Source organism: Thermobacillus sp., assembly GCF_003390775.1.
Lineage (GTDB): Bacteria > Bacillota > Bacilli > Paenibacillales > Paenibacillaceae > Thermobacillus > Thermobacillus xylanilyticus.
The window spans coordinates 43,643-61,084 of the sequence record NZ_QEWA01000027.1; the positions used below are offsets into that span (position 1 = coordinate 43,643).

The window sequence follows — 17,442 nt, forward strand, 5'->3', positions numbered from 1 at the left end:
AAGGAATCGCGGCTCGGGCCTTTGCCTGCTTCAAGATGAACCGCCTGGATCTGTGGACTTGAGACACGCAGCTGATGAACCGATTCGCCCAAGGAAGGGGGTGGCAACATGCCAACAATCAACCAACTCGTGCGCAAAGGCCGCAAAGCCAAGGTCGTCAAGTCGAAATCGCCGGCGCTGCAACGGGGTTTCAACGCGCTCAAGCGTGAAGCGACCAACATCAGCTCGCCGCAGAAGCGGGGCGTCTGTACCCGCGTCGGCACGATGACGCCGAAGAAGCCGAACTCCGCCCTGCGGAAATACGCGCGGGTTCGTCTGACGAACCGCGTTGAAGTCACGGCATACATTCCGGGTATCGGCCACAATCTCCAGGAGCACAGCGTCGTGCTGATCCGCGGCGGCCGGGTCAAGGACCTCCCGGGCGTCCGCTATCATATCGTCCGCGGTGCGCTGGATACGGCCGGCGTGAACAACCGCAAGCAAGGCCGCTCCAAGTACGGCGCGAAGCGCCCGAAGGAAGCGAAGAAGTAATAGATCGGCTGACGATGGAGAAACATGATGGAAGGAGGTTGGATCCATGCCACGCAAAGGACCGGTGCCGAAGCGCGATGTGCTGCCGGACCCGATCTACAACAGCAAGCTGGTCACGCGGCTCATCAACCGCATCATGATCGACGGCAAGCGCGGAGTCGCGTCCAGAATCCTGTACGAAGCGTTCGAGATTGTCCGTGAGCGCACGGGCAAGGACCCGATGGAAGTATTCGAGGCCGCTCTCAAGAATGTCATGCCGGTGCTCGAAGTCAAGGCTCGCCGCGTCGGCGGCGCGAACTACCAGGTTCCGGTGGAAGTCAGACCGGAACGCCGGACGTCCCTTGGCCTCCGCTGGCTCGTCAACTACGCCCGCACCCGCGGCGAGAAGACGATGCAGGAACGCCTGGCCGCAGAGATCATCGACGCTTCGAACAACACGGGCGCTGCCGTGAAGAAGCGCGAAGACACGCACAAGATGGCCGAGGCGAACAAGGCGTTCGCGCACTACCGCTGGTAGGATTCAGATTTCGGAAGGAGACAACAGCATGCCTAGACAGTTCTCCTTGAAAGATACGCGCAATATCGGGATCATGGCCCATATTGACGCCGGCAAGACGACCACCACGGAGCGCATCCTGTTCTATACCGGCCGCACCCACAAGATCGGCGAGACGCATGAAGGCTCCGCGACGATGGACTGGATGGAACAGGAGCAGGAACGCGGCATCACGATTACATCCGCCGCGACGACCGCTCAATGGAAAGGTCACCGGATCAATATCATCGACACTCCGGGCCACGTCGACTTCACCGTCGAAGTCGAGCGTTCCCTGCGCGTGCTGGATGGAGCAGTAGCCGTGTTCAGCGCGAAGGAAGGCGTTGAACCGCAGTCCGAGACCGTCTGGCGCCAGGCGGACAAGTACGGCGTGCCGCGGATCGCCTATGTCAACAAGATGGACATTATCGGCGCGGATTACCTCGCCGTCGTCCAGGACATGCGCGATCGTCTGCAGGCGAACGCCGTCGCGATCCAGCTGCCGATCGGCGCCGAGAACGATTTCCGCGGCATCATTGACCTGATCGAGCGGAAAGCGTACTTCTACAAAGACGACCTCGGCAAAGATATCGAAGTCGGGGACATTCCGGCCGACCTGGCCGACAAGGCCGAAGAGCTTCGCAATGAGCTCGTCGAGAAGGTCGCTGAAATCGACGAAGAGCTCATGATGAAGTATCTGGAAGGCGAAGAGATCACCGTTCCGGAACTGAAGGCGGCACTGCGCAAAGGCGTATGTTCCGTTCAGATTTTCCCGGTCGTCTGCGGCTCTTCGTACCGGAACAAAGGCGTTCAATTGATGCTGGACGCCGTCATCGAATATCTGCCGTCGCCGGTTGACGTGCCGGACATCAAGGGCACGCTCGAAGACGGCACGGAGACGACGCGCAAGTCGTCCGACGACGAGCCGTTCGCGGCACTCGCATTCAAGATCATGACCGATCCCTATGTCGGTAAGCTGACGTTCTTCCGCGTCTACTCCGGCATCCTGAACTCCGGTTCGTACGTGCTGAACGCCACGAAGGGCAAGCGCGAACGGATCGGCCGGATTCTGCAGATGCACGCGAACCATCGCGAGGAGATCACGGAAGTGTATGCGGGCGACATCGCCGCTGCCGTCGGCCTGAAGGACACGACGACGGGCGACACGCTCTGCGACGAGAAGCATCCGGTTATCCTGGAATCGATGAACTTCCCGGAACCGGTCATCGAGGTCGCGATCGAGCCGAAGACGAAGAACGACCAGGACAAACTGGGCGTCGCGCTGTCGAAGCTCTCCGAAGAAGACCCGACGTTCCGTGCCTACACGGACGAAGAGACCGGCCAGACGATCATCGCCGGCATGGGCGAGCTCCATCTGGAGATCATCGTCGACCGTCTGAAACGGGAATTCAAGGTCGAGACGAACGTCGGCAAGCCGCAGGTCGCATACCGCGAGACGTTCCGCACGCCGGCGCGCGTCGAAGGCAAATTCGTCCGCCAGTCGGGCGGCCGCGGTCAATACGGCCACGTCTGGATCGAATTCGAACCGCTTGAGCAAGGCGCGGGCTTCGTGTTCGAGAACAAGATCGTCGGCGGCGTCGTTCCGAAAGAATACGTGCCGGCCGTTCAAGCCGGTATCGAAGAAGCGATGCGCAACGGCGTCCTCGCCGGTTATCCGATGGTCGACATCAAGGCTACGCTCGTCGACGGTTCGTACCACGACGTCGACTCGTCCGAAATGGCGTTCAAGATCGCCGGTTCGCTGGCGCTCAAGGCCGCGAAGGACAAGTGTAACCCTGTGCTCCTCGAGCCGATCATGAAGGTCGAGGTCACGGTGCCGGAAGAATACTTCGGCGACGTCATGGGCACGCTCAGCTCCCGCCGCGGACGCATCGAGGGCACGGATACGCGCGCAGGCGCGCAAATCATCCGCGCGAAGGTGCCGCTCGGCGAAATGTTCGGCTACTCGACGACGCTTCGTTCGGGCACGCAAGGCCGCGGGGTGTTCTCGATGGAACTGTCCCACTATGAGGAAGTTCCGAAGTCGATTGCGGATGAGATCATCGCGAAGTACAAGGGAAGCAGCAACGAGTAAGCCTGCATGACGACATAACCGATGTGGTTACAGGACGGATGCCGCGGCGCCTTGCGCCGCGCCCCGCTCCACACATAACCCAATCCATCATCCCAAGGAGGAAATGGTTCAATGGCTAAGTCTAAATTCGAACGTACGAAACCGCACGTCAACATCGGCACCATCGGTCACGTCGACCATGGCAAGACGACGCTGACGGCCGCCATCACGACGGTTCTGTCGAAGAAGTATGGCGGCGGCGCTGCAGTCGCTTACGACCAAATCGACAAGGCTCCGGAAGAGCGCGAGCGCGGCATCACGATCTCGACCGCACACGTCGAGTACGAAACGCCGAACCGCCACTATGCGCACGTTGACTGCCCGGGCCACGCCGACTACGTCAAGAACATGATTACGGGTGCAGCTCAGATGGACGGCGCAATCCTCGTCGTATCCGCTGCTGACGGCCCGATGCCGCAAACGCGCGAGCACATCCTGCTCTCCCGTCAGGTCGGCGTTCCGTACATCGTCGTATTCCTGAACAAGTGCGACATGGTTGAAGACGAAGAGCTGCTCGAACTCGTTGAAATGGAAGTTCGCGACCTGCTGAACGAATACGAGTTCCCGGGCGACGACACGCCGATCATCCGCGGTTCCGCGCGCGAAGCGCTCGAAAATCCGGACGGTCCGTGGGCTGACAAGATCATCGAACTGTTCGAAGCGATCGACTCCTACATCCCGACGCCGGAACGCGACGTCGACAAGCCGTTCCTCATGCCGGTCGAAGACGTATTCACGATCACCGGCCGCGGTACGGTTGCAACGGGCCGCGTCGAGCGCGGTACGGTTAAAGTCGGCGACGAGGTTGAAATCGTCGGTCTGCAAGAAGAAACGAAGAAGACGGTCGTTACGGGCGTTGAAATGTTCCGCAAGCTGCTCGACCAAGCGCAAGCCGGCGACAACATCGGCGCGCTGCTCCGCGGCGTAGAGCGCAAGGAAATCGAACGCGGTCAAGTTCTGGTTAAACCGGGTTCGGTTAACCCGCACACGAAATTCACGGCTCAAGTTTACGTCCTGACGAAGGAAGAAGGCGGCCGCCACAAACCGTTCTTCACGGGCTATCGTCCGCAATTCTACTTCCGGACGACGGACGTAACGGGTGTCATCGAACTGCCGGAAGGCACCGAAATGGTTATGCCGGGCGACAACGTCACCCTGACGGTTGAACTGATCGCTCCGATTGCAATCGAAGAAGGTACGCGCTTCGCTATCCGCGAAGGCGGCCGTACGGTAGGCGCAGGTGCCGTTGCTTCGATCCTGAAGTAATCAGGCGCGGCTCCACGCCGCATATTGCAGGCTTCAACGGCCGTTTGGCAGCCAATCGCTGTCAAACGGCCGTTTGTTTTTCACGTCCGTCACGGAACAAGCCGTTTTTATAGACGGATTGCAAGCAGATCATTGACGACGATAATGAGAACCATTATCATAGTAGACGGATTGATTTGACCAGCAGGGTGGATGAAGGATCGGGCGCGGCTGCGAAGCCGATTGATTTTTCGAATCCGACCGTGATGTATTGATATGGCCTGACTGCGGCAGGTGACCGGAGAGGATGAGGCGCCTTGGACAGACTGATAACGCAAGACCTGGCGATTGGCTATGATGAACGACTGATTGTGGACGGCCTGAACCTGAGCATACCGACGGGCAAGATTACCGCCCTGGTGGGTTCGAACGGATCGGGCAAATCGACGATTTTGAAGACGATGGCCCGCATCATGAAACCCCAGCGCGGAAGCGTGCTGCTCGACGGCAAGGCGATCCACTCGCAATCGACGCGGGAAGTGGCGAAACAGCTTGCGATTCTGCCCCAGAATCCCGTTGCGCCCGAAGGGCTTACGGTCCGCGAACTGGTCGGCTATGGCCGCTATCCGCATCAGAGAGGCTTCGGCACGATGAGCCGGGAAGACCGTGAAATCGTGGAGTGGGCGATCGAGGTGACCGGTCTTGTTTCATTTGCCGACCGTGCGGTTGATCAGTTGTCCGGCGGTCAGCGGCAGCGGGCGTGGATCGCGATGGCGCTCGCGCAGCAGACGGAAATTCTGTTCCTTGACGAGCCGACGACCTATCTGGATATGGCGCATCAGCTCGAGGTGCTGAAGCTGCTGCAGCAGCTCAACGAAGAGCAGGGCCGGACGATCGTCATGGTCGTGCATGATCTGAACCACGCCACGCGCTATGCACATCACATGGTCGCAATCAAGTCCGGCGAGATCGTGGCCGAAGGCGAACCGGCGAAAGTGACGACGAAGGAAGTGCTCCGCGAAGTATTCGGCATCGAAGCCGATATCCTTTTCGACCCGCGCACCGGCGTACCGCTCTGTCTGCCATTCGAGCTGTTCCGCGAAAGCCTTCGTTCGGCGAAGAACCGTGAGCATCAGCAGGCGAAGAGCGAACAGGGCGATCGGGCTTACGGCAAGCAGGCGAATGCCGTGACGAACGGTTGACGGGCCGCTCCGACATGCGGATGAAAGCTGCAACCTTTCGAGAAAGCGGCTGATGGTGAAGCCACTGGTTCCCGTCGGGACGGTGGCTTTGTCTTTGTCCCGCCGTTCCGTCCGGCACATTGAACAGCATGAGCAGGTGGTTAAATGAACGCATCGCACACCCGGCATGATGCGGCGAATGCGCGGCAGATGCCGGTCAAAGGCCGTCCGCTTGCGGCCATCCTCATAATTACGGGCGGCCTCGTTGCGCTGGTCCTGGCCATGGCGGCTGCCGTGGCCATCGGTGCGGCGGACATTCGGCTTTCCACCGTATGGGATGCCCTGTTCCGCTTTGATCCGGAACTGTCGAGTCATCACGTCGTGCGCGACTTGCGTGTGCCGCGCGCGCTCGGCAGCGCGCTCGTCGGAGCCGGATTCGCCGTCGCCGGCGCGATGATGCAAGGCATGACGCGCAACCCGCTGGCGGACTCCGGATTGCTCGGCCTCAATGCGGGGTCAGGCCTGATGCTCGCGGTCTGCTTTGCATTCTTTCCGCAGACGCCGTACATCCTGATGATGGTGTATTCGTTCTTGGGCGCGGCCCTCGGCGCGGGATTGGTGTTCGGCATCGGCTCGATGGCGCGCAGCGGCATGACGCCGGTGCGCCTGACGCTGGCGGGAGCCGCGGTAAGCGCGCTGCTCACCGCGGTGAGCGAAGGCATCGCGCTCATGTTTCGCGTCGGACAAGATCTCGCGTTCTGGTATGCAGGCGGCGCAGCGGGGATCACCTGGCAGCAGATATCGGTATTGTGGCCTTGGATCGGCGCCAGCCTGATCGCCGCGCTGCTGCTGTCCCGATCCATCACGGTGCTCAGTCTCGGCGAAGATGTGGCAGCCGGCCTCGGACTGCGCACCGGCTGGGTGAAAACGGCGGGCATGATCGTCGTATTGGTCCTCGCCGGGGCGTCGATGTCGGCTGTCGGCAGCATTGCGTTCATCGGGCTGATGGTGCCGCATGTCGCCCGGTTTCTCGTCGGCGTCGACTACCGGTGGATCATTCCGTCCTCCGCCGTGCTCGGAAGTCTGTTCATGGTCCTCGCCGACATCGGCGCGCGGTCGGTCAACCCGCCTTACGAGACGCCGGCCGGCGCACTCATTTCGCTGGTCGGAGCGCCGTTCTTCCTCTGGCTGGCGCGCCGCAAGGGCCGGCAGTCGGGATGAGGATTGTCCCGTGCGCGCGTCGCCAACGGCACCCCATGCCGTTGCCGGCACGGTGAGCCGACGGAATCGCGCGGCTGCGGCCGAGCCGGCCTTCAAAAATCTTTTGATTGACAACTGACGTGAGAATGATTATCATTCCTGTTTGAGACAACAAAGCGGGTTATTGTACATACGCCTGCAAATCAGCGAAAGGATGGAAAGCTCAAATGTTGCGCAGCAAGAAAGACGGCAAAAGAACGGTCGGGATGCTCGCGGCGTTGCTGCTGGTGCTCGCGCTGGCGCTCGCCGCTTGCGGCGGAAATAACAATGCAGGCGAGAACAGCGGCGCCAATTCCAATGGCGGGGCGGCCGCCGGCAGCAACGGCGCGGCCGGCGAAACGAACGGCGGTGCTGCCGAAAGCGGCGCGGATCAAGGCGAAGCCGCGGCTCCGCAGGAGCGCACGCTGACGGACGCGCTCGGCAATGAAGTGACGATTCCGGCGAATCCGCAGCGGATCATCGCTTCGTATCTGGAAGACCACCTGCTCACGCTCGGCGTCGTGCCGGTAGCGCAATGGTCGGTGCCGAACGGCGTGCAGGACTATCTGCAGCCTGCCGGCCTGGAAGGCGTGCCGACGATCAGCTACAACCTGCCGCCGGAAGAAGTGGCAAGCTTCAATCCGGATCTGCTGATCATCGGTTCGGAATCGCTGGTGCAGAACGATCTGTATTCGCAGTATTCGAAAATCGCGCCGACTTTTGTCCTCGGGGATCAGATCGCAAACGACTGGCGCGCCGCGCTGAGCAAGATCGGCGAAGTGCTCGGCAAGGAAGAAGAAGCGAAAGCCGCGCTCGAAGCTTACGATCAAAAAGTGCAGGAGACGAAAGCCAAGCTCGAGGGCAAGCTTGAAGGCAAATCGATCGCCATCCTGTGGCTGACCGCCAAGCAGTTCTACATGGTCGACACGAAGACGGCGAGCGGAGCGGTCGTGTTCGGCGACCTTGGCGTGAATCCGCCGAACGTCTACACCGAGATTCCGGAAGAGAACCGCGCATCGTGGAATCCGATATCGCTCGAGAAACTGTCGGAACTGACGGCGGACTACATTTTCCTGGTGAACTACGAAGAAGGCCAGACGGACTCGCTGATCGAGAGCGACCTCTGGAAGACGATCCCCGCCGTCAAAGCGGGACATGTCTACGAGATGGACAAGAACCGCAGCTGGCTGTACAGCGGCGCCATCGCGGGACAGCTGGTGCTGGAAGATATCGAACGGGTGCTGGGAGAGTGACGGCGCAAGCCGCCGCTCTTCCTTTTTTATTGGTTCGGATGCTTGATTCGTCCCGCAAAGAAAAAAGATTGCAAACGCCCGGGTGTTTCGCTATAATATTGCATGTTGGTCTGCGACGTTGCGATGATGCGGGAGGTTGCCGACACACCCGGCCCCTTTGCCATAGGGAGCCTGTCGGGTTATTCTCGCGGAGTATGTCCGATTACCAAATTGGGCGATAGAAGGAGGGACTCATATGGCAGCAAAGCAAAAGATCCGTATCCGTCTCAAGGCATACGATCACCGAATTCTCGACCAGTCCGCGGAGAAAATCGTCGAGACGGCGAAGCGTTCCGGCGCCGGGGTGTCCGGTCCGATTCCGCTTCCGACGGAGAAGCAAGTCATCACGATTCTGCGGGCGGTGCACAAGTACAAGGATTCCCGTGAACAATTCGAGATGCGCACGCACAAGCGTCTCATTGACATTGTGAATCCCACGCCGCAGACGGTCGATGCGCTGATGCGTCTGGACCTGCCGTCCGGCGTCGACATCGAGATCAAACTGTAAGGCCCAGGCCGCGAAGGGCGGCTATTATATGCATGAGAGGAAATGAGGTGTCAACATGAAAGGTATCTTGGGCAGAAAGCTGGGGATGACGCAAGTCTTCGCGGCTGACGGCTCCGTCGTACCGGTTACGGTCATCGAGGCCGGCCCGTGCGTCGTGCTCCAGAAGAAGGATCGGGAGACCGACGGCTACGAAGCGATCCAGCTCGGTTTTGCCGACAAGAAGAACCCGATCAAGCCGGAAGTCGGCCACGCGAAGAAAGCCGGCACGGCTCCCAAGCGCTACGTAAAAGAAATCCGCGGGGTCAACCCGGGCGAATATGAAGTTGGCCAGGAGATCAAGGCGGATATTTTCGCGGAAGGCGAGTTTGTTGACGTGACGGGCATTTCGAAGGGCAAAGGCTTCGCCGGCGTCATCAAACGGTGGGGTCAACAACGCGGTCCGATGGCGCACGGTTCGAAGTACCATCGCGGACCGGGTTCGATGGGCTCCATCCAGGCGAACCGCGTGCCGAAGGGCAAGCATCTGGCGGGCCGCATGGGCAGCGAGACCGTCACGATCCAGAACCTCGAAGTCATTCGCGTCGACGCCGAGCGCAACGTTATTCTCGTGAAAGGCTCGATCCCGGGCGCGAAGAACTCGTTCGTGAAAATCAGATCCTCGGTGAAGAAATAAACCGATTCTTGCAGGAAAGGAGGAACATGAAATGCCGAAAGTAGCAGTATACAATGTGAGCGGGGCGCAGGTAGGCGAGATCGAGCTGTCCGATGCGGTATTCGGAATCGAGCCGCACGTGCATGCGCTGCACAGCGCGATCGTGCTGCAGGAAGCCGCCGAGCGCCGCGGTACGCATAAAACGAAGGGGCGTTCGGAAGTGAGCGGCGGCGGCCGCAAGCCCTGGAGACAGAAAGGAACGGGCCGCGCCCGTCAAGGCAGCATCCGGGCTCCGCAATGGAAAGGCGGCGGCACCGTGTTCGGTCCTCTGCCGCGCACGTACGGATTCAAGCTGCCGAAGAAAGTCCGCCGGCTGGCGATCCGCTCGGCGCTGTCCGCGAAAGTGGGGGCGAGCGAACTGATCGTGCTGGATGAGCTGAAGCTCGCCAAGCCGAAGACGAAGGATTTCGCCGGCATCCTGAACAATCTGAAAGTCGACCGCAAGGCGCTTGTCGTGACGGCGGAATACGACGACAACGTGGCGCTTTCCGCACGGAACATTCCGGGTGTGAAATTCATTGCGGCTGACGGCATCAATGTGCGTGACGTCATGGTCCACGACAAGCTCATCATGACGAAGGACGCGGCACTGAAAGTACAGGAGGTGCTGGCGCAATGAAGGACCCGCGCGACATCATCAAACGTCCGGTCATCACCGAAGAGTCGAGCGAACTGATGGCGAACAAACGCTATGTGTTCGAAGTGGATCTGAAGGCGACGAAGACGGAAATCAAGTCCGCCGTCGAACAGATCTTCAAGGTCAAGGTCGTGAAAGTGAACACGATGCGCGTTCCGGCCAAGCCGAAGCGCTACGGCCGTTATGAGGGCTACACGAGCGAATGGAAGAAAGCGATCGTGCAGCTCAGCCCGGACAGCAAGGAACTCGAGTTCTTCGAGGCGTCCGTCTGATTCTGTTGAGACAAGGAGGGGATATTCGTGCCCATCAAGAAGTACAAACCGACTTCTCCGGCCCGGCGCGCCATGTCGGTCTCGACGTTCGAGGAAATTACGACGGACCGCCCGGAGAAATCGCTGCTTGCGCCGCTGAAGAAGAAAGCGGGCCGCAACAACCAGGGCAAGATCACGGTCCGCCATCACGGCGGCGGCCATAAACGGAAATACCGGATCATCGACTTCAAACGGAACAAGGACGGCATCGTCGGCAAGGTCGCGACGATCGAATACGATCCGAACCGCACGGCGAACATCGCGCTAATTCACTATGTCGACGGCGAGAAGCGTTACATCATCGCGCCGAAGGGTCTGAAGGTCGGCGACGAGATCATGTCCGGTCCGAACGCGGACATCAAGGTCGGCAACGCGCTGCCGCTCGAGAACATCCCGGTCGGTACGGTCATCCACAACATTGAGCTCCGCCCGGGCAAAGGCGGCCAGCTCGTGCGCGCCGCCGGTACGGAAGCGCAGCTGCTCGGCAAAGAGGACAAGTATGTCGTTGTCCGTCTCACGTCCGGCGAAATGCGCCGCATCCTGAAGACGTGCCGCGCGACGATCGGTTCGGTCGGCAATGAAGACCACGAGCTGATCAAGATCGGCAAGGCCGGCCGCAGCCGCTGGCTCGGCAGACGTCCGACGGTCCGCGGTGTCGTCATGAACCCGGTCGACCACCCGCACGGCGGCGGCGAAGGCCGCGCTCCGATCGGCCGCAAGTCGCCGATGTCGCCGTGGGGCAAACCGACGCTCGGCTACAAGACGCGCAAGAAGAAGAAAGCGTCGAGCAAGTACATTATTCGCAGCCGCACGAAGTGATCGAACGCCCGCCGCGTAGATAGCTTGGCACCCGCGCGGGGGCCGCATGAAGCGCCCGCGCGGATCCGGCGGGCTTTGGTCTCGATTTAAGCGAAGGGAGGAACACCGATGGGTCGCAGCCTGAAGAAGGGACCGTTCGTCGACGATCACCTGATGAAGAAAGTCGAAGAACTGAACGCAAGCAACAAGAAAGCCGTCATCAAGACCTGGTCCCGCCGTTCCACGATTTTTCCGCAATTTGTCGGCCATACGTTCGCCGTCTACGACGGACGCAAGCATGTGCCGGTTTATGTAACGGAAGACATGGTGGGCCACAAACTCGGCGAATTCGCGCCGACGCGTACGTTCAAAGGCCACACCGACGACGACAAGAAGACGGGCAGAAGATAATTCGGCGCCTGCCGGTTTTGAACATACAGCCTCAAGCGGTTCATGCCGGAACAGGCCTATGTCATGAGAGGAGGTTTCTTCCATGCCAGAAGCGAAGGCACACGCGAACTATGTGCGCATCGCGCCGCGCAAGGCACGGCTCGTCGTGGATCTGATCCGCGGCAAGAGCGTGGGTGAAGCGATCGCGATTCTGCGCCATACGCCGAAGGCGGCATCCCCGATCGTGGAAAAGCTGCTCAATTCGGCAGTCGCGAATGCAGAACATAACTACCAGATGAACGTAGAACGGCTCTACATTTCCCAGGCATACGTGAACCAGGGGCCGACGTTGAAACGGTATCGTCCCCGCGCCCAGGGCCGCGCATTCCCGATCAAGAAACGTACGAGCCACATTACGCTGGTGGTATCTGAAAAATAAGGAGGGACACGTGTGGGTCAAAAGGTCAATCCGGTCGGTCTCCGCATCGGAATCATCCGGGATTGGGAATCCAAATGGTACGCCGGCAAAGACTTCGGCGACCTTCTGCTTGAAGACGTCAAAATCCGTGATTTCCTGAAGAAGAAACTGAAAGACGCCGCGGTCTCCCGCATCGAGATCGAACGGGCGGCGAACCGCGTCAACGTGACGATCCACACCGCGAAGCCGGGCATGGTCATCGGCAAAGGCGGCGCGGAAGTCGAAAATCTTCGCACAGAATTGACGAAGATTACGAAGGGCAAGAAAGTCCACATCAATATTCTGGAGATCAAACAAGCGGATCTGGACGCGACGCTTGTCGCGGAATCGATCGCTCAGCAGCTTGAACGCCGCATCTCGTTCCGCCGCGCGCTGAAACAGGCGATCCAGCGGACGATGCGCGCCGGCGCGAAGGGCATCAAGGCCAGCGTCAGCGGCCGTCTCGGCGGTGCGGAAATCGCCCGTACGGAAGGGTACACCGAAGGCACGGTGCCGCTGCACACGCTGCGCGCGGACATCGATTACGGCACGGCGGAGGCCCATACGACTTACGGCCGCATCGGCGTGAAAGTATGGATCTACCGCGGTGAGGTGCTCCCGGCGAGAAAGAAAGCTGCCGTCCAGGAAGGAGGCAACTGACCCATGTTGATACCGAAGCGCGTCAAACACCGCAAGGTTCAACGCGGTAAAATGAAAGGCCGCGCCAAAGGCGGCACGGAAGTAGCATTCGGCGAATACGGTCTGCAGGCGCTCGAGCCGGCATGGATCACGAACCGGCAGATCGAGGCGGCGCGGATCGCGATGACCCGTTACATCAAGCGGGGCGGCAAGGTGTGGATCAAGATTTTCCCGTCCAAGCCGATCACGCAGAAGCCGCTGGAAGTCCGGATGGGTTCCGGTAAAGGTAACGTCGAGAAGTGGGTAGCAGTCGTCAAACCGGGCAAGATCATGTTCGAACTTGCGGGCGTATCCGAAGAAGTCGCTCGTGAAGCGATGCGTCTCGCGTCCCACAAGCTTCCGGTGAAGACGAAGTTCGTGAAACGAGAAGAAGCGGGTGGTGAAGCAAATGAAAGCTAACGACTTCCGCAACCTGACGACGGCCGAAATTGAACAAAAGATTTCCGGCTACAAGGAAGAGCTTTTCAACCTTCGCTTCCAATTGGCTACCGGCCAGCTGGAGAACCCGACGCGCATCCGCGACGTGCGCAAGGCGATTGCGCGTGCGAAGACCGTCATCCGCGAACGCGAACTGGGCATCAGCTGAAGCTTAAGCCCGTAAGCATCCGCAAGAACCGAACCTCTCTTGATGAGGAAGGAGGAAAACCATGAGCGAACGCAATTCCCGCAAAGTGGAGATCGGACGGGTCGTCAGCGACAAAATGGACAAGACGATCGTCGTGGCGGTCGAGACGTACAAGAAGCACAAGCTGTACCACAAGCGGATCAAGTACACGAAGAAATACAAAGCGCACGATGAGAACAACGAAGCAAAGATCGGCGATATCGTGAAGATCATGGAAACGCGCCCGCTGTCGAAAGACAAACGGTTCCGTTTGGTCGAAATCGTCGAAAGAGCCGTCGTGCTGTAAGGTAATGTTCGGTTTCATTTTCCCGAAAGGAGGACGCTAGCATGATTCAACCGTTCACTCGCCTGGCCGTTGCCGACAACTCCGGCGCGAAGGAACTGATGTGCATTCGCGTTCTGGGCGGCACGGGACGCCGCACGGGCCGCATCGGCGATCTGATCGTATGTTCCGTCAAGTCCGCAACACCCGGGGGCGTTGTCAAGAAAGGCGATGTCGTGAAAGCTGTCATCGTCCGCACGAAACGCCCTGTGCGCCGCAAAGACGGTTCCTATATTTCGTTCGACGAGAACGCCGCCGTCATCGTGCGGGAAGACAAGAGCCCGCGCGGCACGCGGATCTTCGGACCTGTCGCACGTGAACTCCGCGACAAGGATTTCATGAAGATCATCTCGCTGGCGCCGGAAGTCATCTGATCGGACAGCACACAAGAGCGGGAACGTACCGCTCTTCAACAAGAACGTCAAGCCAATCCTGCAGTCGAAGTGAGGTGTAACGAATGCCCAGGCTGAAGAAAGTTCTCGAGTCGCACAACAACAAGCTGCACGTGAAGAAGGATGACACGGTCATCGTCATCACGGGCAAGGACAAGGGCAAAAAAGGCCGCGTCATCGCAGCTTTCCCGCGCGAGAACCGGGTGCTGGTCGAAGGCGTGAACATGGTGAAGAAGCATACGCGTCCTTCGCAGCAAAATCCGCAAGGCGGCATTATCGAACAAGAAGCGCCGATTCACGTATCGAACGTGATGCATGTCGACCCGAAGACCGGCAAGCCGACGCGCATCGGCTACAAGGTGCTGGAGAACGGCAAGAAAGTCCGGGTCGCGAAGCGTTCCGGAGAAGTCATCGACTAATCCGCGAGACGAAAGGAGGTCCGTGTGAAGAATGGCAGTACGACTGAAGGATAAATTCCTGAACGAGATCACGCCTGCTTTGATGCAGAAGTTCAACTATACAACGGTCATGCAAGTGCCGAAGGTCGAGAAGGTCGTCATCAACATGGGCGTCGGCGAAGCGGTCGGCAACCCGAAAGTGCTCGATGCGGCCGTCGAAGACCTGCGGCTGATTTCCGGCCAGAAACCGGTCGTCACCCGGGCGAAGAAATCGATCGCGGGATTCAAGCTCCGCGAGGGCATGCCGATCGGCGTGAAGGTGACGCTGCGCGGCGACCGGATGTATTACTTCCTCGACAAACTGTTCAATGTCGCGCTTCCGCGGGTTCGCGACTTCCGCGGCGTCTCGACGAAGGCGTTCGACGGACGCGGCAACTACACGCTCGGCTTGAGAGAGCAGCTGATCTTCCCGGAAATCGAGTACGACAAGATCGACAAGGTGCGCGGTATGGACGTCGTCATCGTCACGACGGCCAAGACGGACGAAGAAGCTCGTGAGCTGCTGGCCCAGCTGGGCATGCCGTTCGCGAAGTAATCCGAAGGCAGGAGGTGCGAACCCTATGGCGAAGACGTCGATGAAAGTGAAGCAGCAGCGCAAGCCGAAGTTTAAAGTGCGGGCTTACACGCGCTGCGAACGCTGCGGCCGTCCGCATTCCGTCTTCCGGAAATTCAAGATTTGCCGGATCTGTTTCCGTGAACTGGCCTACAAGGGACAGATTCCGGGCGTGAAAAAAGCGAGCTGGTAATTCACCCGGCACGGGAAGGAGGTTCTCGAACCAATGGTTATGTCCGATCCGATTGCAGATATGCTGACGCGTATCCGCAACGCGAACACCGTACGTCACGAAACCGTGGAAATGCCGGCTTCGAAGATCAAACGGCAGATCGCCGAGATCTTGAAGAATGAAGGCTTCATCCGCGATGCCGAATATATCGAAGACAACAAGCAGGGGATCATCCGCATCTTCCTGAAGTACGGACCGAACAACGAACGTGTCATCACCGGGCTGAAGCGCATCAGCAAGCCGGGTCTGCGCGTTTACACGAAAGCGAACGAAATTCCGCGCGTGCTCGGCGGTCTGGGCATCGCGATTCTCTCGACGTCCAAGGGCGTCATGACCGACAAGCAGGCCCGCCAACTGAAAACGGGCGGCGAAGTCATCTGCTACGTGTGGTAAGACCGCTATAACGATTGGAGGTGTCGACATGTCTCGTATCGGCCGCAAACCGATCGCCATTCCGAGCGGCGTGGACATCACGCTGAACGGCAATGTCATTACCGTGAAAGGTCCGAAGGGTACGCTGACGCGCGAGCTGCATAAAGACATGAAAGTCGTTGTCGATGGCGGCGCCGTGTCGGTCGAGCGTCCTTCCGACGATAAATTGCACCGCTCCCTGCACGGCACGACGCGCAGCGTCATCGCCAACATGGTCAGCGGCGTAACCGAGGGCTTCAGCAAGAGCCTGGAACTGGTCGGTGTCGGTTACCGCGTGAACAAGCAAGGCGACAAGATCGTCCTGAACGTCGGTTACTCGCACCCGGTGGAGATCGTGCCGGACAAGGGCATCGAGTTCGAAGTGCCCTCGCAGACGAAGATTGTCGTGAAAGGCATCGATAAGGAACTCGTCGGCGCAACGGCCGCGAAGATCCGCGCCGTACGCGAGCCGGAACCGTACAAGGGCAAAGGCATCAAATACGAAGACGAACGGATTCTCCGCAAGGAAGGCAAGGCCGGTAAGAAGAAATGATCGGCCGCGCCGCTGAAGGACGGTACATCGGGCAAGCGTCCGCGGCGGCACGCCGTATAAGCCCGGGAAGGAGTGAAACCTGGCATGATCACGAAGATCGACAAGAACAAAGCCCGCCTGAAACGGCATCTGCGGGTTCGCAAGAAAATCAACGGCACGGCGGAACGGCCGCGTCTGTCGGTATTCCGCTCCTCGAAGCATATCTACGCGCAGCTCATTGACGACGAGAAGGGGATCACCCTCGCGTCCGCATCGACGCTCGACAAGGAACTGCGGGACAAGATCGGCAACGGCGGCAGCGTCGAAGCCGCACGCCAAGTCGGCGAACTGATCGCACGGCGCGCGAAAGAGAAAGGCGTGGCCAAAGTCGTGTTCGACCGAGGCGGATACCTGTATCACGGCCGCATCCAGGCGCTGGCCGACGCTGCGCGCGAAGGCGGGCTCGAATTCTGATCCATCTCTCGATAAGGAGGTATATGACTTGCGTGTAGATCCGAATACGTTAGAATTGACCGAGAAGGTCGTGCACATCAACCGCGTATCGAAGGTCGTCAAGGGCGGTCGCCGCTTCAGCTTCAGCGCGCTCGTCGTCGTCGGCGACGGCAAAGGCTGGGTTGGCGCGGGGATCGGCAAGGCGTCCGAAGTGCCGGATGCGATCCGCAAAGGCATCGAAGACGCGAAGAAGAACCTGATCTATGTGCCGATCGTCGGCACGACGATTCCGCATCAGGTCATCGGCCATTTCGGCGCAGGCAAAGTCCTGCTGAAACCGGCATCCGAAGGTACGGGCGTCATCGCCGGCGGTCCGGTCCGGGCGGTGCTCGAGCTGGCAGGCATCGGCGATATCCTGACGAAATCGCTCGGTTCTTCCAACTCCACCAACATGGTCAACGCGACGATCGAAGGGTTGTCTCGCCTGAAGCGGGCGGAAGATGTGGCGCGCCTCCGCGGCAAAACCGTCGAAGAGCTTCTGGGTTAAGGAGGGGTAATCGATGGCGAAACTGCAAATCACCCTCGTTCGCAGCCTGATCGGCCGCAACGAGAAGCAGCGCGCGACCGTGGCGGCCCTGGGTCTCCGCAAGCTTCATCAGACGGTCGTGAAGGAAGACAATCCGGCCATCCGCGGCATGGTGAACCATGTCAAGCACCTGGTCAAAGTCGAAGAAGTACAAGGCTGATCAAGCCGGGACATAAGCCGATTGCGGCTGCATATTTTGCAAGGAGGTG

Annotated in this window: 27 protein-coding genes; all 27 read left to right on the forward strand. The window is 59.6% G+C overall.

Translation table 11 applies throughout. The annotated features are described in order from the left end of the window. Positions 1 to 108: 108 nt before the first annotated feature. The 27 genes from rpsL to rpmD all read left to right on the forward strand — a co-directional run bounded on the left by rpsL (position 109) and on the right by rpmD (position 17,393). The gene (gene rpsL, locus C6W55_RS03615; RefSeq protein ID WP_015253282.1) at positions 109 to 531 is read left to right on the forward strand and encodes a 30S ribosomal protein S12; all 423 of its coding nucleotides are present in this window, start codon (positions 109 to 111) and stop codon (positions 529 to 531) included. 46 nt (positions 532 to 577) lie between these two features. Continuing rightward, positions 578 to 1,048 (forward strand): 30S ribosomal protein S7, encoded by a 471-nt coding sequence (gene rpsG / locus C6W55_RS03620; RefSeq protein ID WP_015253283.1) that lies wholly within the window; start codon positions 578 to 580, stop codon positions 1,046 to 1,048. A 28-nt stretch (positions 1,049 to 1,076) separates the two neighbouring features. Then, positions 1,077 to 3,161, forward strand: coding sequence for an elongation factor G (gene fusA, locus C6W55_RS03625; RefSeq protein ID WP_015253284.1), 2,085 nt, complete (start codon positions 1,077 to 1,079; stop codon positions 3,159 to 3,161). Between the two features lie 111 nt (positions 3,162 to 3,272). After that, positions 3,273 to 4,466, forward strand: coding sequence for an elongation factor Tu (tuf, locus tag C6W55_RS03630; protein ID WP_286891513.1), 1,194 nt, complete (start codon positions 3,273 to 3,275; stop codon positions 4,464 to 4,466). Between the two features lie 296 nt (positions 4,467 to 4,762). After that, positions 4,763 to 5,647 carry an ABC transporter ATP-binding protein gene (locus C6W55_RS03635; RefSeq protein WP_286891514.1) on the forward strand — a complete coding sequence of 295 codons (885 nt, stop codon included), beginning with the start codon at positions 4,763 to 4,765 and terminating at the stop codon, positions 5,645 to 5,647. 144 nt (positions 5,648 to 5,791) lie between these two features. Further along, positions 5,792 to 6,847 carry a FecCD family ABC transporter permease gene (locus C6W55_RS03640; protein WP_286891516.1) on the forward strand — a complete coding sequence of 352 codons (1,056 nt, stop codon included), beginning with the start codon at positions 5,792 to 5,794 and terminating at the stop codon, positions 6,845 to 6,847. A 206-nt stretch (positions 6,848 to 7,053) separates the two neighbouring features. After that, on the forward strand, positions 7,054 to 8,118 hold the full coding sequence (locus tag C6W55_RS03645) for an ABC transporter substrate-binding protein (RefSeq protein ID WP_286891518.1): 1,065 nt from the start codon (positions 7,054 to 7,056) through the stop codon (positions 8,116 to 8,118). A gap of 235 nt (positions 8,119 to 8,353) precedes the next feature. Next, entirely contained in the window at positions 8,354 to 8,665 is a 312-nt protein-coding gene (rpsJ, locus tag C6W55_RS03650) for a 30S ribosomal protein S10 (RefSeq protein ID WP_015253287.1), read from the forward strand. Between the two features lie 55 nt (positions 8,666 to 8,720). Beyond that, the gene (gene rplC, locus C6W55_RS03655; RefSeq protein WP_015253288.1) at positions 8,721 to 9,338 is read left to right on the forward strand and encodes a 50S ribosomal protein L3; all 618 of its coding nucleotides are present in this window, start codon (positions 8,721 to 8,723) and stop codon (positions 9,336 to 9,338) included. A gap of 31 nt (positions 9,339 to 9,369) precedes the next feature. Then, positions 9,370 to 9,996, forward strand: coding sequence for a 50S ribosomal protein L4 (rplD, locus tag C6W55_RS03660; protein WP_015253289.1), 627 nt, complete (start codon positions 9,370 to 9,372; stop codon positions 9,994 to 9,996). After that, positions 9,993 to 10,286: a 50S ribosomal protein L23 gene (gene rplW / locus C6W55_RS03665; protein WP_015253290.1), complete on the forward strand. Its 294-nt coding sequence runs from the start codon at positions 9,993 to 9,995 to the stop codon at positions 10,284 to 10,286. Before rplD ends, rplW begins: the two co-directional genes overlap by 4 nt. A gap of 27 nt (positions 10,287 to 10,313) precedes the next feature. Next, the gene (gene rplB / locus C6W55_RS03670) at positions 10,314 to 11,144 is read left to right on the forward strand and encodes a 50S ribosomal protein L2 (RefSeq protein ID WP_015253291.1); all 831 of its coding nucleotides are present in this window, start codon (positions 10,314 to 10,316) and stop codon (positions 11,142 to 11,144) included. A gap of 108 nt (positions 11,145 to 11,252) precedes the next feature. Further along, positions 11,253 to 11,534, forward strand: a complete 282-nt coding sequence (rpsS, locus tag C6W55_RS03675; protein ID WP_015253292.1) for a 30S ribosomal protein S19 — start codon at positions 11,253 to 11,255, stop codon at positions 11,532 to 11,534. 82 nt (positions 11,535 to 11,616) lie between these two features. After that, positions 11,617 to 11,952, forward strand: coding sequence for a 50S ribosomal protein L22 (rplV, locus tag C6W55_RS03680; protein ID WP_015253293.1), 336 nt, complete (start codon positions 11,617 to 11,619; stop codon positions 11,950 to 11,952). A gap of 12 nt (positions 11,953 to 11,964) precedes the next feature. After that, positions 11,965 to 12,630, forward strand: coding sequence for a 30S ribosomal protein S3 (gene rpsC, locus C6W55_RS03685; RefSeq protein WP_015253294.1), 666 nt, complete (start codon positions 11,965 to 11,967; stop codon positions 12,628 to 12,630). 3 nt (positions 12,631 to 12,633) lie between these two features. After that, a complete protein-coding gene (gene rplP, locus C6W55_RS03690) occupies positions 12,634 to 13,068 on the forward strand; it encodes a 50S ribosomal protein L16 (protein ID WP_015253295.1) in 435 nt (144 codons plus the stop codon). Next, positions 13,058 to 13,255 carry a 50S ribosomal protein L29 gene (rpmC, locus tag C6W55_RS03695; protein ID WP_015253296.1) on the forward strand — a complete coding sequence of 66 codons (198 nt, stop codon included), beginning with the start codon at positions 13,058 to 13,060 and terminating at the stop codon, positions 13,253 to 13,255. Before rplP ends, rpmC begins: the two co-directional genes overlap by 11 nt. A 61-nt stretch (positions 13,256 to 13,316) precedes the next feature. Further along, positions 13,317 to 13,580 (forward strand): 30S ribosomal protein S17, encoded by a 264-nt coding sequence (gene rpsQ, locus C6W55_RS03700; protein ID WP_015253297.1) that lies wholly within the window; start codon positions 13,317 to 13,319, stop codon positions 13,578 to 13,580. Positions 13,581 to 13,621: 41 nt separating this feature from the next. Beyond that, entirely contained in the window at positions 13,622 to 13,990 is a 369-nt protein-coding gene (rplN, locus tag C6W55_RS03705; protein ID WP_015253298.1) for a 50S ribosomal protein L14, read from the forward strand. A gap of 83 nt (positions 13,991 to 14,073) precedes the next feature. Continuing rightward, positions 14,074 to 14,427 carry a 50S ribosomal protein L24 gene (gene rplX / locus C6W55_RS03710; RefSeq protein WP_015253299.1) on the forward strand — a complete coding sequence of 118 codons (354 nt, stop codon included), beginning with the start codon at positions 14,074 to 14,076 and terminating at the stop codon, positions 14,425 to 14,427. Between the two features lie 31 nt (positions 14,428 to 14,458). Further along, positions 14,459 to 15,001, forward strand: coding sequence for a 50S ribosomal protein L5 (gene rplE, locus C6W55_RS03715; protein WP_015253300.1), 543 nt, complete (start codon positions 14,459 to 14,461; stop codon positions 14,999 to 15,001). A gap of 25 nt (positions 15,002 to 15,026) precedes the next feature. Beyond that, a complete protein-coding gene (locus tag C6W55_RS03720) occupies positions 15,027 to 15,212 on the forward strand; it encodes a type Z 30S ribosomal protein S14 (RefSeq protein WP_015253301.1) in 186 nt (61 codons plus the stop codon). 33 nt (positions 15,213 to 15,245) lie between these two features. Beyond that, the gene (gene rpsH / locus C6W55_RS03725) at positions 15,246 to 15,644 is read left to right on the forward strand and encodes a 30S ribosomal protein S8 (protein WP_015253302.1); all 399 of its coding nucleotides are present in this window, start codon (positions 15,246 to 15,248) and stop codon (positions 15,642 to 15,644) included. A gap of 28 nt (positions 15,645 to 15,672) precedes the next feature. Then, positions 15,673 to 16,215 carry a 50S ribosomal protein L6 gene (rplF, locus tag C6W55_RS03730; protein ID WP_015253303.1) on the forward strand — a complete coding sequence of 181 codons (543 nt, stop codon included), beginning with the start codon at positions 15,673 to 15,675 and terminating at the stop codon, positions 16,213 to 16,215. Positions 16,216 to 16,299: 84 nt separating this feature from the next. Continuing rightward, positions 16,300 to 16,668, forward strand: coding sequence for a 50S ribosomal protein L18 (gene rplR / locus C6W55_RS03735; protein WP_015253304.1), 369 nt, complete (start codon positions 16,300 to 16,302; stop codon positions 16,666 to 16,668). A 28-nt stretch (positions 16,669 to 16,696) separates the two neighbouring features. Continuing rightward, a complete protein-coding gene (rpsE, locus tag C6W55_RS03740; RefSeq protein ID WP_286891524.1) occupies positions 16,697 to 17,194 on the forward strand; it encodes a 30S ribosomal protein S5 in 498 nt (165 codons plus the stop codon). A 13-nt stretch (positions 17,195 to 17,207) separates the two neighbouring features. Next, a complete protein-coding gene (gene rpmD / locus C6W55_RS03745; RefSeq protein WP_015253306.1) occupies positions 17,208 to 17,393 on the forward strand; it encodes a 50S ribosomal protein L30 in 186 nt (61 codons plus the stop codon). Positions 17,394 to 17,442: the final 49 nt, after the last annotated feature.

What these genes read in the sequence shown, in the direction of transcription:
- rpsL (WP_015253282.1), top strand. Translation starts at nt 109, where the DNA reads ATGCCAACAATCAACCAACTCGTGCGCAAAGGCCGCAAAGCCAAGGTC.
- rpsG (WP_015253283.1), top strand. Translation starts at nt 578, where the DNA reads ATGCCACGCAAAGGACCGGTGCCGAAGCGCGATGTGCTGCCGGACCCG.
- fusA (WP_015253284.1), top strand. Translation starts at nt 1,077, where the DNA reads ATGCCTAGACAGTTCTCCTTGAAAGATACGCGCAATATCGGGATCATG.
- tuf (WP_286891513.1), top strand. Translation starts at nt 3,273, where the DNA reads ATGGCTAAGTCTAAATTCGAACGTACGAAACCGCACGTCAACATCGGC.
- C6W55_RS03640 (WP_286891516.1), top strand. Translation starts at nt 5,792, where the DNA reads ATGAACGCATCGCACACCCGGCATGATGCGGCGAATGCGCGGCAGATG.
- C6W55_RS03645 (WP_286891518.1), top strand. Translation starts at nt 7,054, where the DNA reads ATGTTGCGCAGCAAGAAAGACGGCAAAAGAACGGTCGGGATGCTCGCG.
- rpsJ (WP_015253287.1), top strand. Translation starts at nt 8,354, where the DNA reads ATGGCAGCAAAGCAAAAGATCCGTATCCGTCTCAAGGCATACGATCAC.
- rplC (WP_015253288.1), top strand. Translation starts at nt 8,721, where the DNA reads ATGAAAGGTATCTTGGGCAGAAAGCTGGGGATGACGCAAGTCTTCGCG.
- rplD (WP_015253289.1), top strand. Translation starts at nt 9,370, where the DNA reads ATGCCGAAAGTAGCAGTATACAATGTGAGCGGGGCGCAGGTAGGCGAG.
- rplW (WP_015253290.1), top strand. Translation starts at nt 9,993, where the DNA reads ATGAAGGACCCGCGCGACATCATCAAACGTCCGGTCATCACCGAAGAG.
- rpsS (WP_015253292.1), top strand. Translation starts at nt 11,253, where the DNA reads ATGGGTCGCAGCCTGAAGAAGGGACCGTTCGTCGACGATCACCTGATG.
- rplV (WP_015253293.1), top strand. Translation starts at nt 11,617, where the DNA reads ATGCCAGAAGCGAAGGCACACGCGAACTATGTGCGCATCGCGCCGCGC.
- rplP (WP_015253295.1), top strand. Translation starts at nt 12,634, where the DNA reads ATGTTGATACCGAAGCGCGTCAAACACCGCAAGGTTCAACGCGGTAAA.
- rpmC (WP_015253296.1), top strand. Translation starts at nt 13,058, where the DNA reads ATGAAAGCTAACGACTTCCGCAACCTGACGACGGCCGAAATTGAACAA.
- rpsQ (WP_015253297.1), top strand. Translation starts at nt 13,317, where the DNA reads ATGAGCGAACGCAATTCCCGCAAAGTGGAGATCGGACGGGTCGTCAGC.
- rplN (WP_015253298.1), top strand. Translation starts at nt 13,622, where the DNA reads ATGATTCAACCGTTCACTCGCCTGGCCGTTGCCGACAACTCCGGCGCG.
- rplX (WP_015253299.1), top strand. Translation starts at nt 14,074, where the DNA reads ATGCCCAGGCTGAAGAAAGTTCTCGAGTCGCACAACAACAAGCTGCAC.
- rplE (WP_015253300.1), top strand. Translation starts at nt 14,459, where the DNA reads ATGGCAGTACGACTGAAGGATAAATTCCTGAACGAGATCACGCCTGCT.
- C6W55_RS03720 (WP_015253301.1), top strand. Translation starts at nt 15,027, where the DNA reads ATGGCGAAGACGTCGATGAAAGTGAAGCAGCAGCGCAAGCCGAAGTTT.
- rpsH (WP_015253302.1), top strand. Translation starts at nt 15,246, where the DNA reads ATGGTTATGTCCGATCCGATTGCAGATATGCTGACGCGTATCCGCAAC.
- rplF (WP_015253303.1), top strand. Translation starts at nt 15,673, where the DNA reads ATGTCTCGTATCGGCCGCAAACCGATCGCCATTCCGAGCGGCGTGGAC.
- rplR (WP_015253304.1), top strand. Translation starts at nt 16,300, where the DNA reads ATGATCACGAAGATCGACAAGAACAAAGCCCGCCTGAAACGGCATCTG.
- rpmD (WP_015253306.1), top strand. Translation starts at nt 17,208, where the DNA reads ATGGCGAAACTGCAAATCACCCTCGTTCGCAGCCTGATCGGCCGCAAC.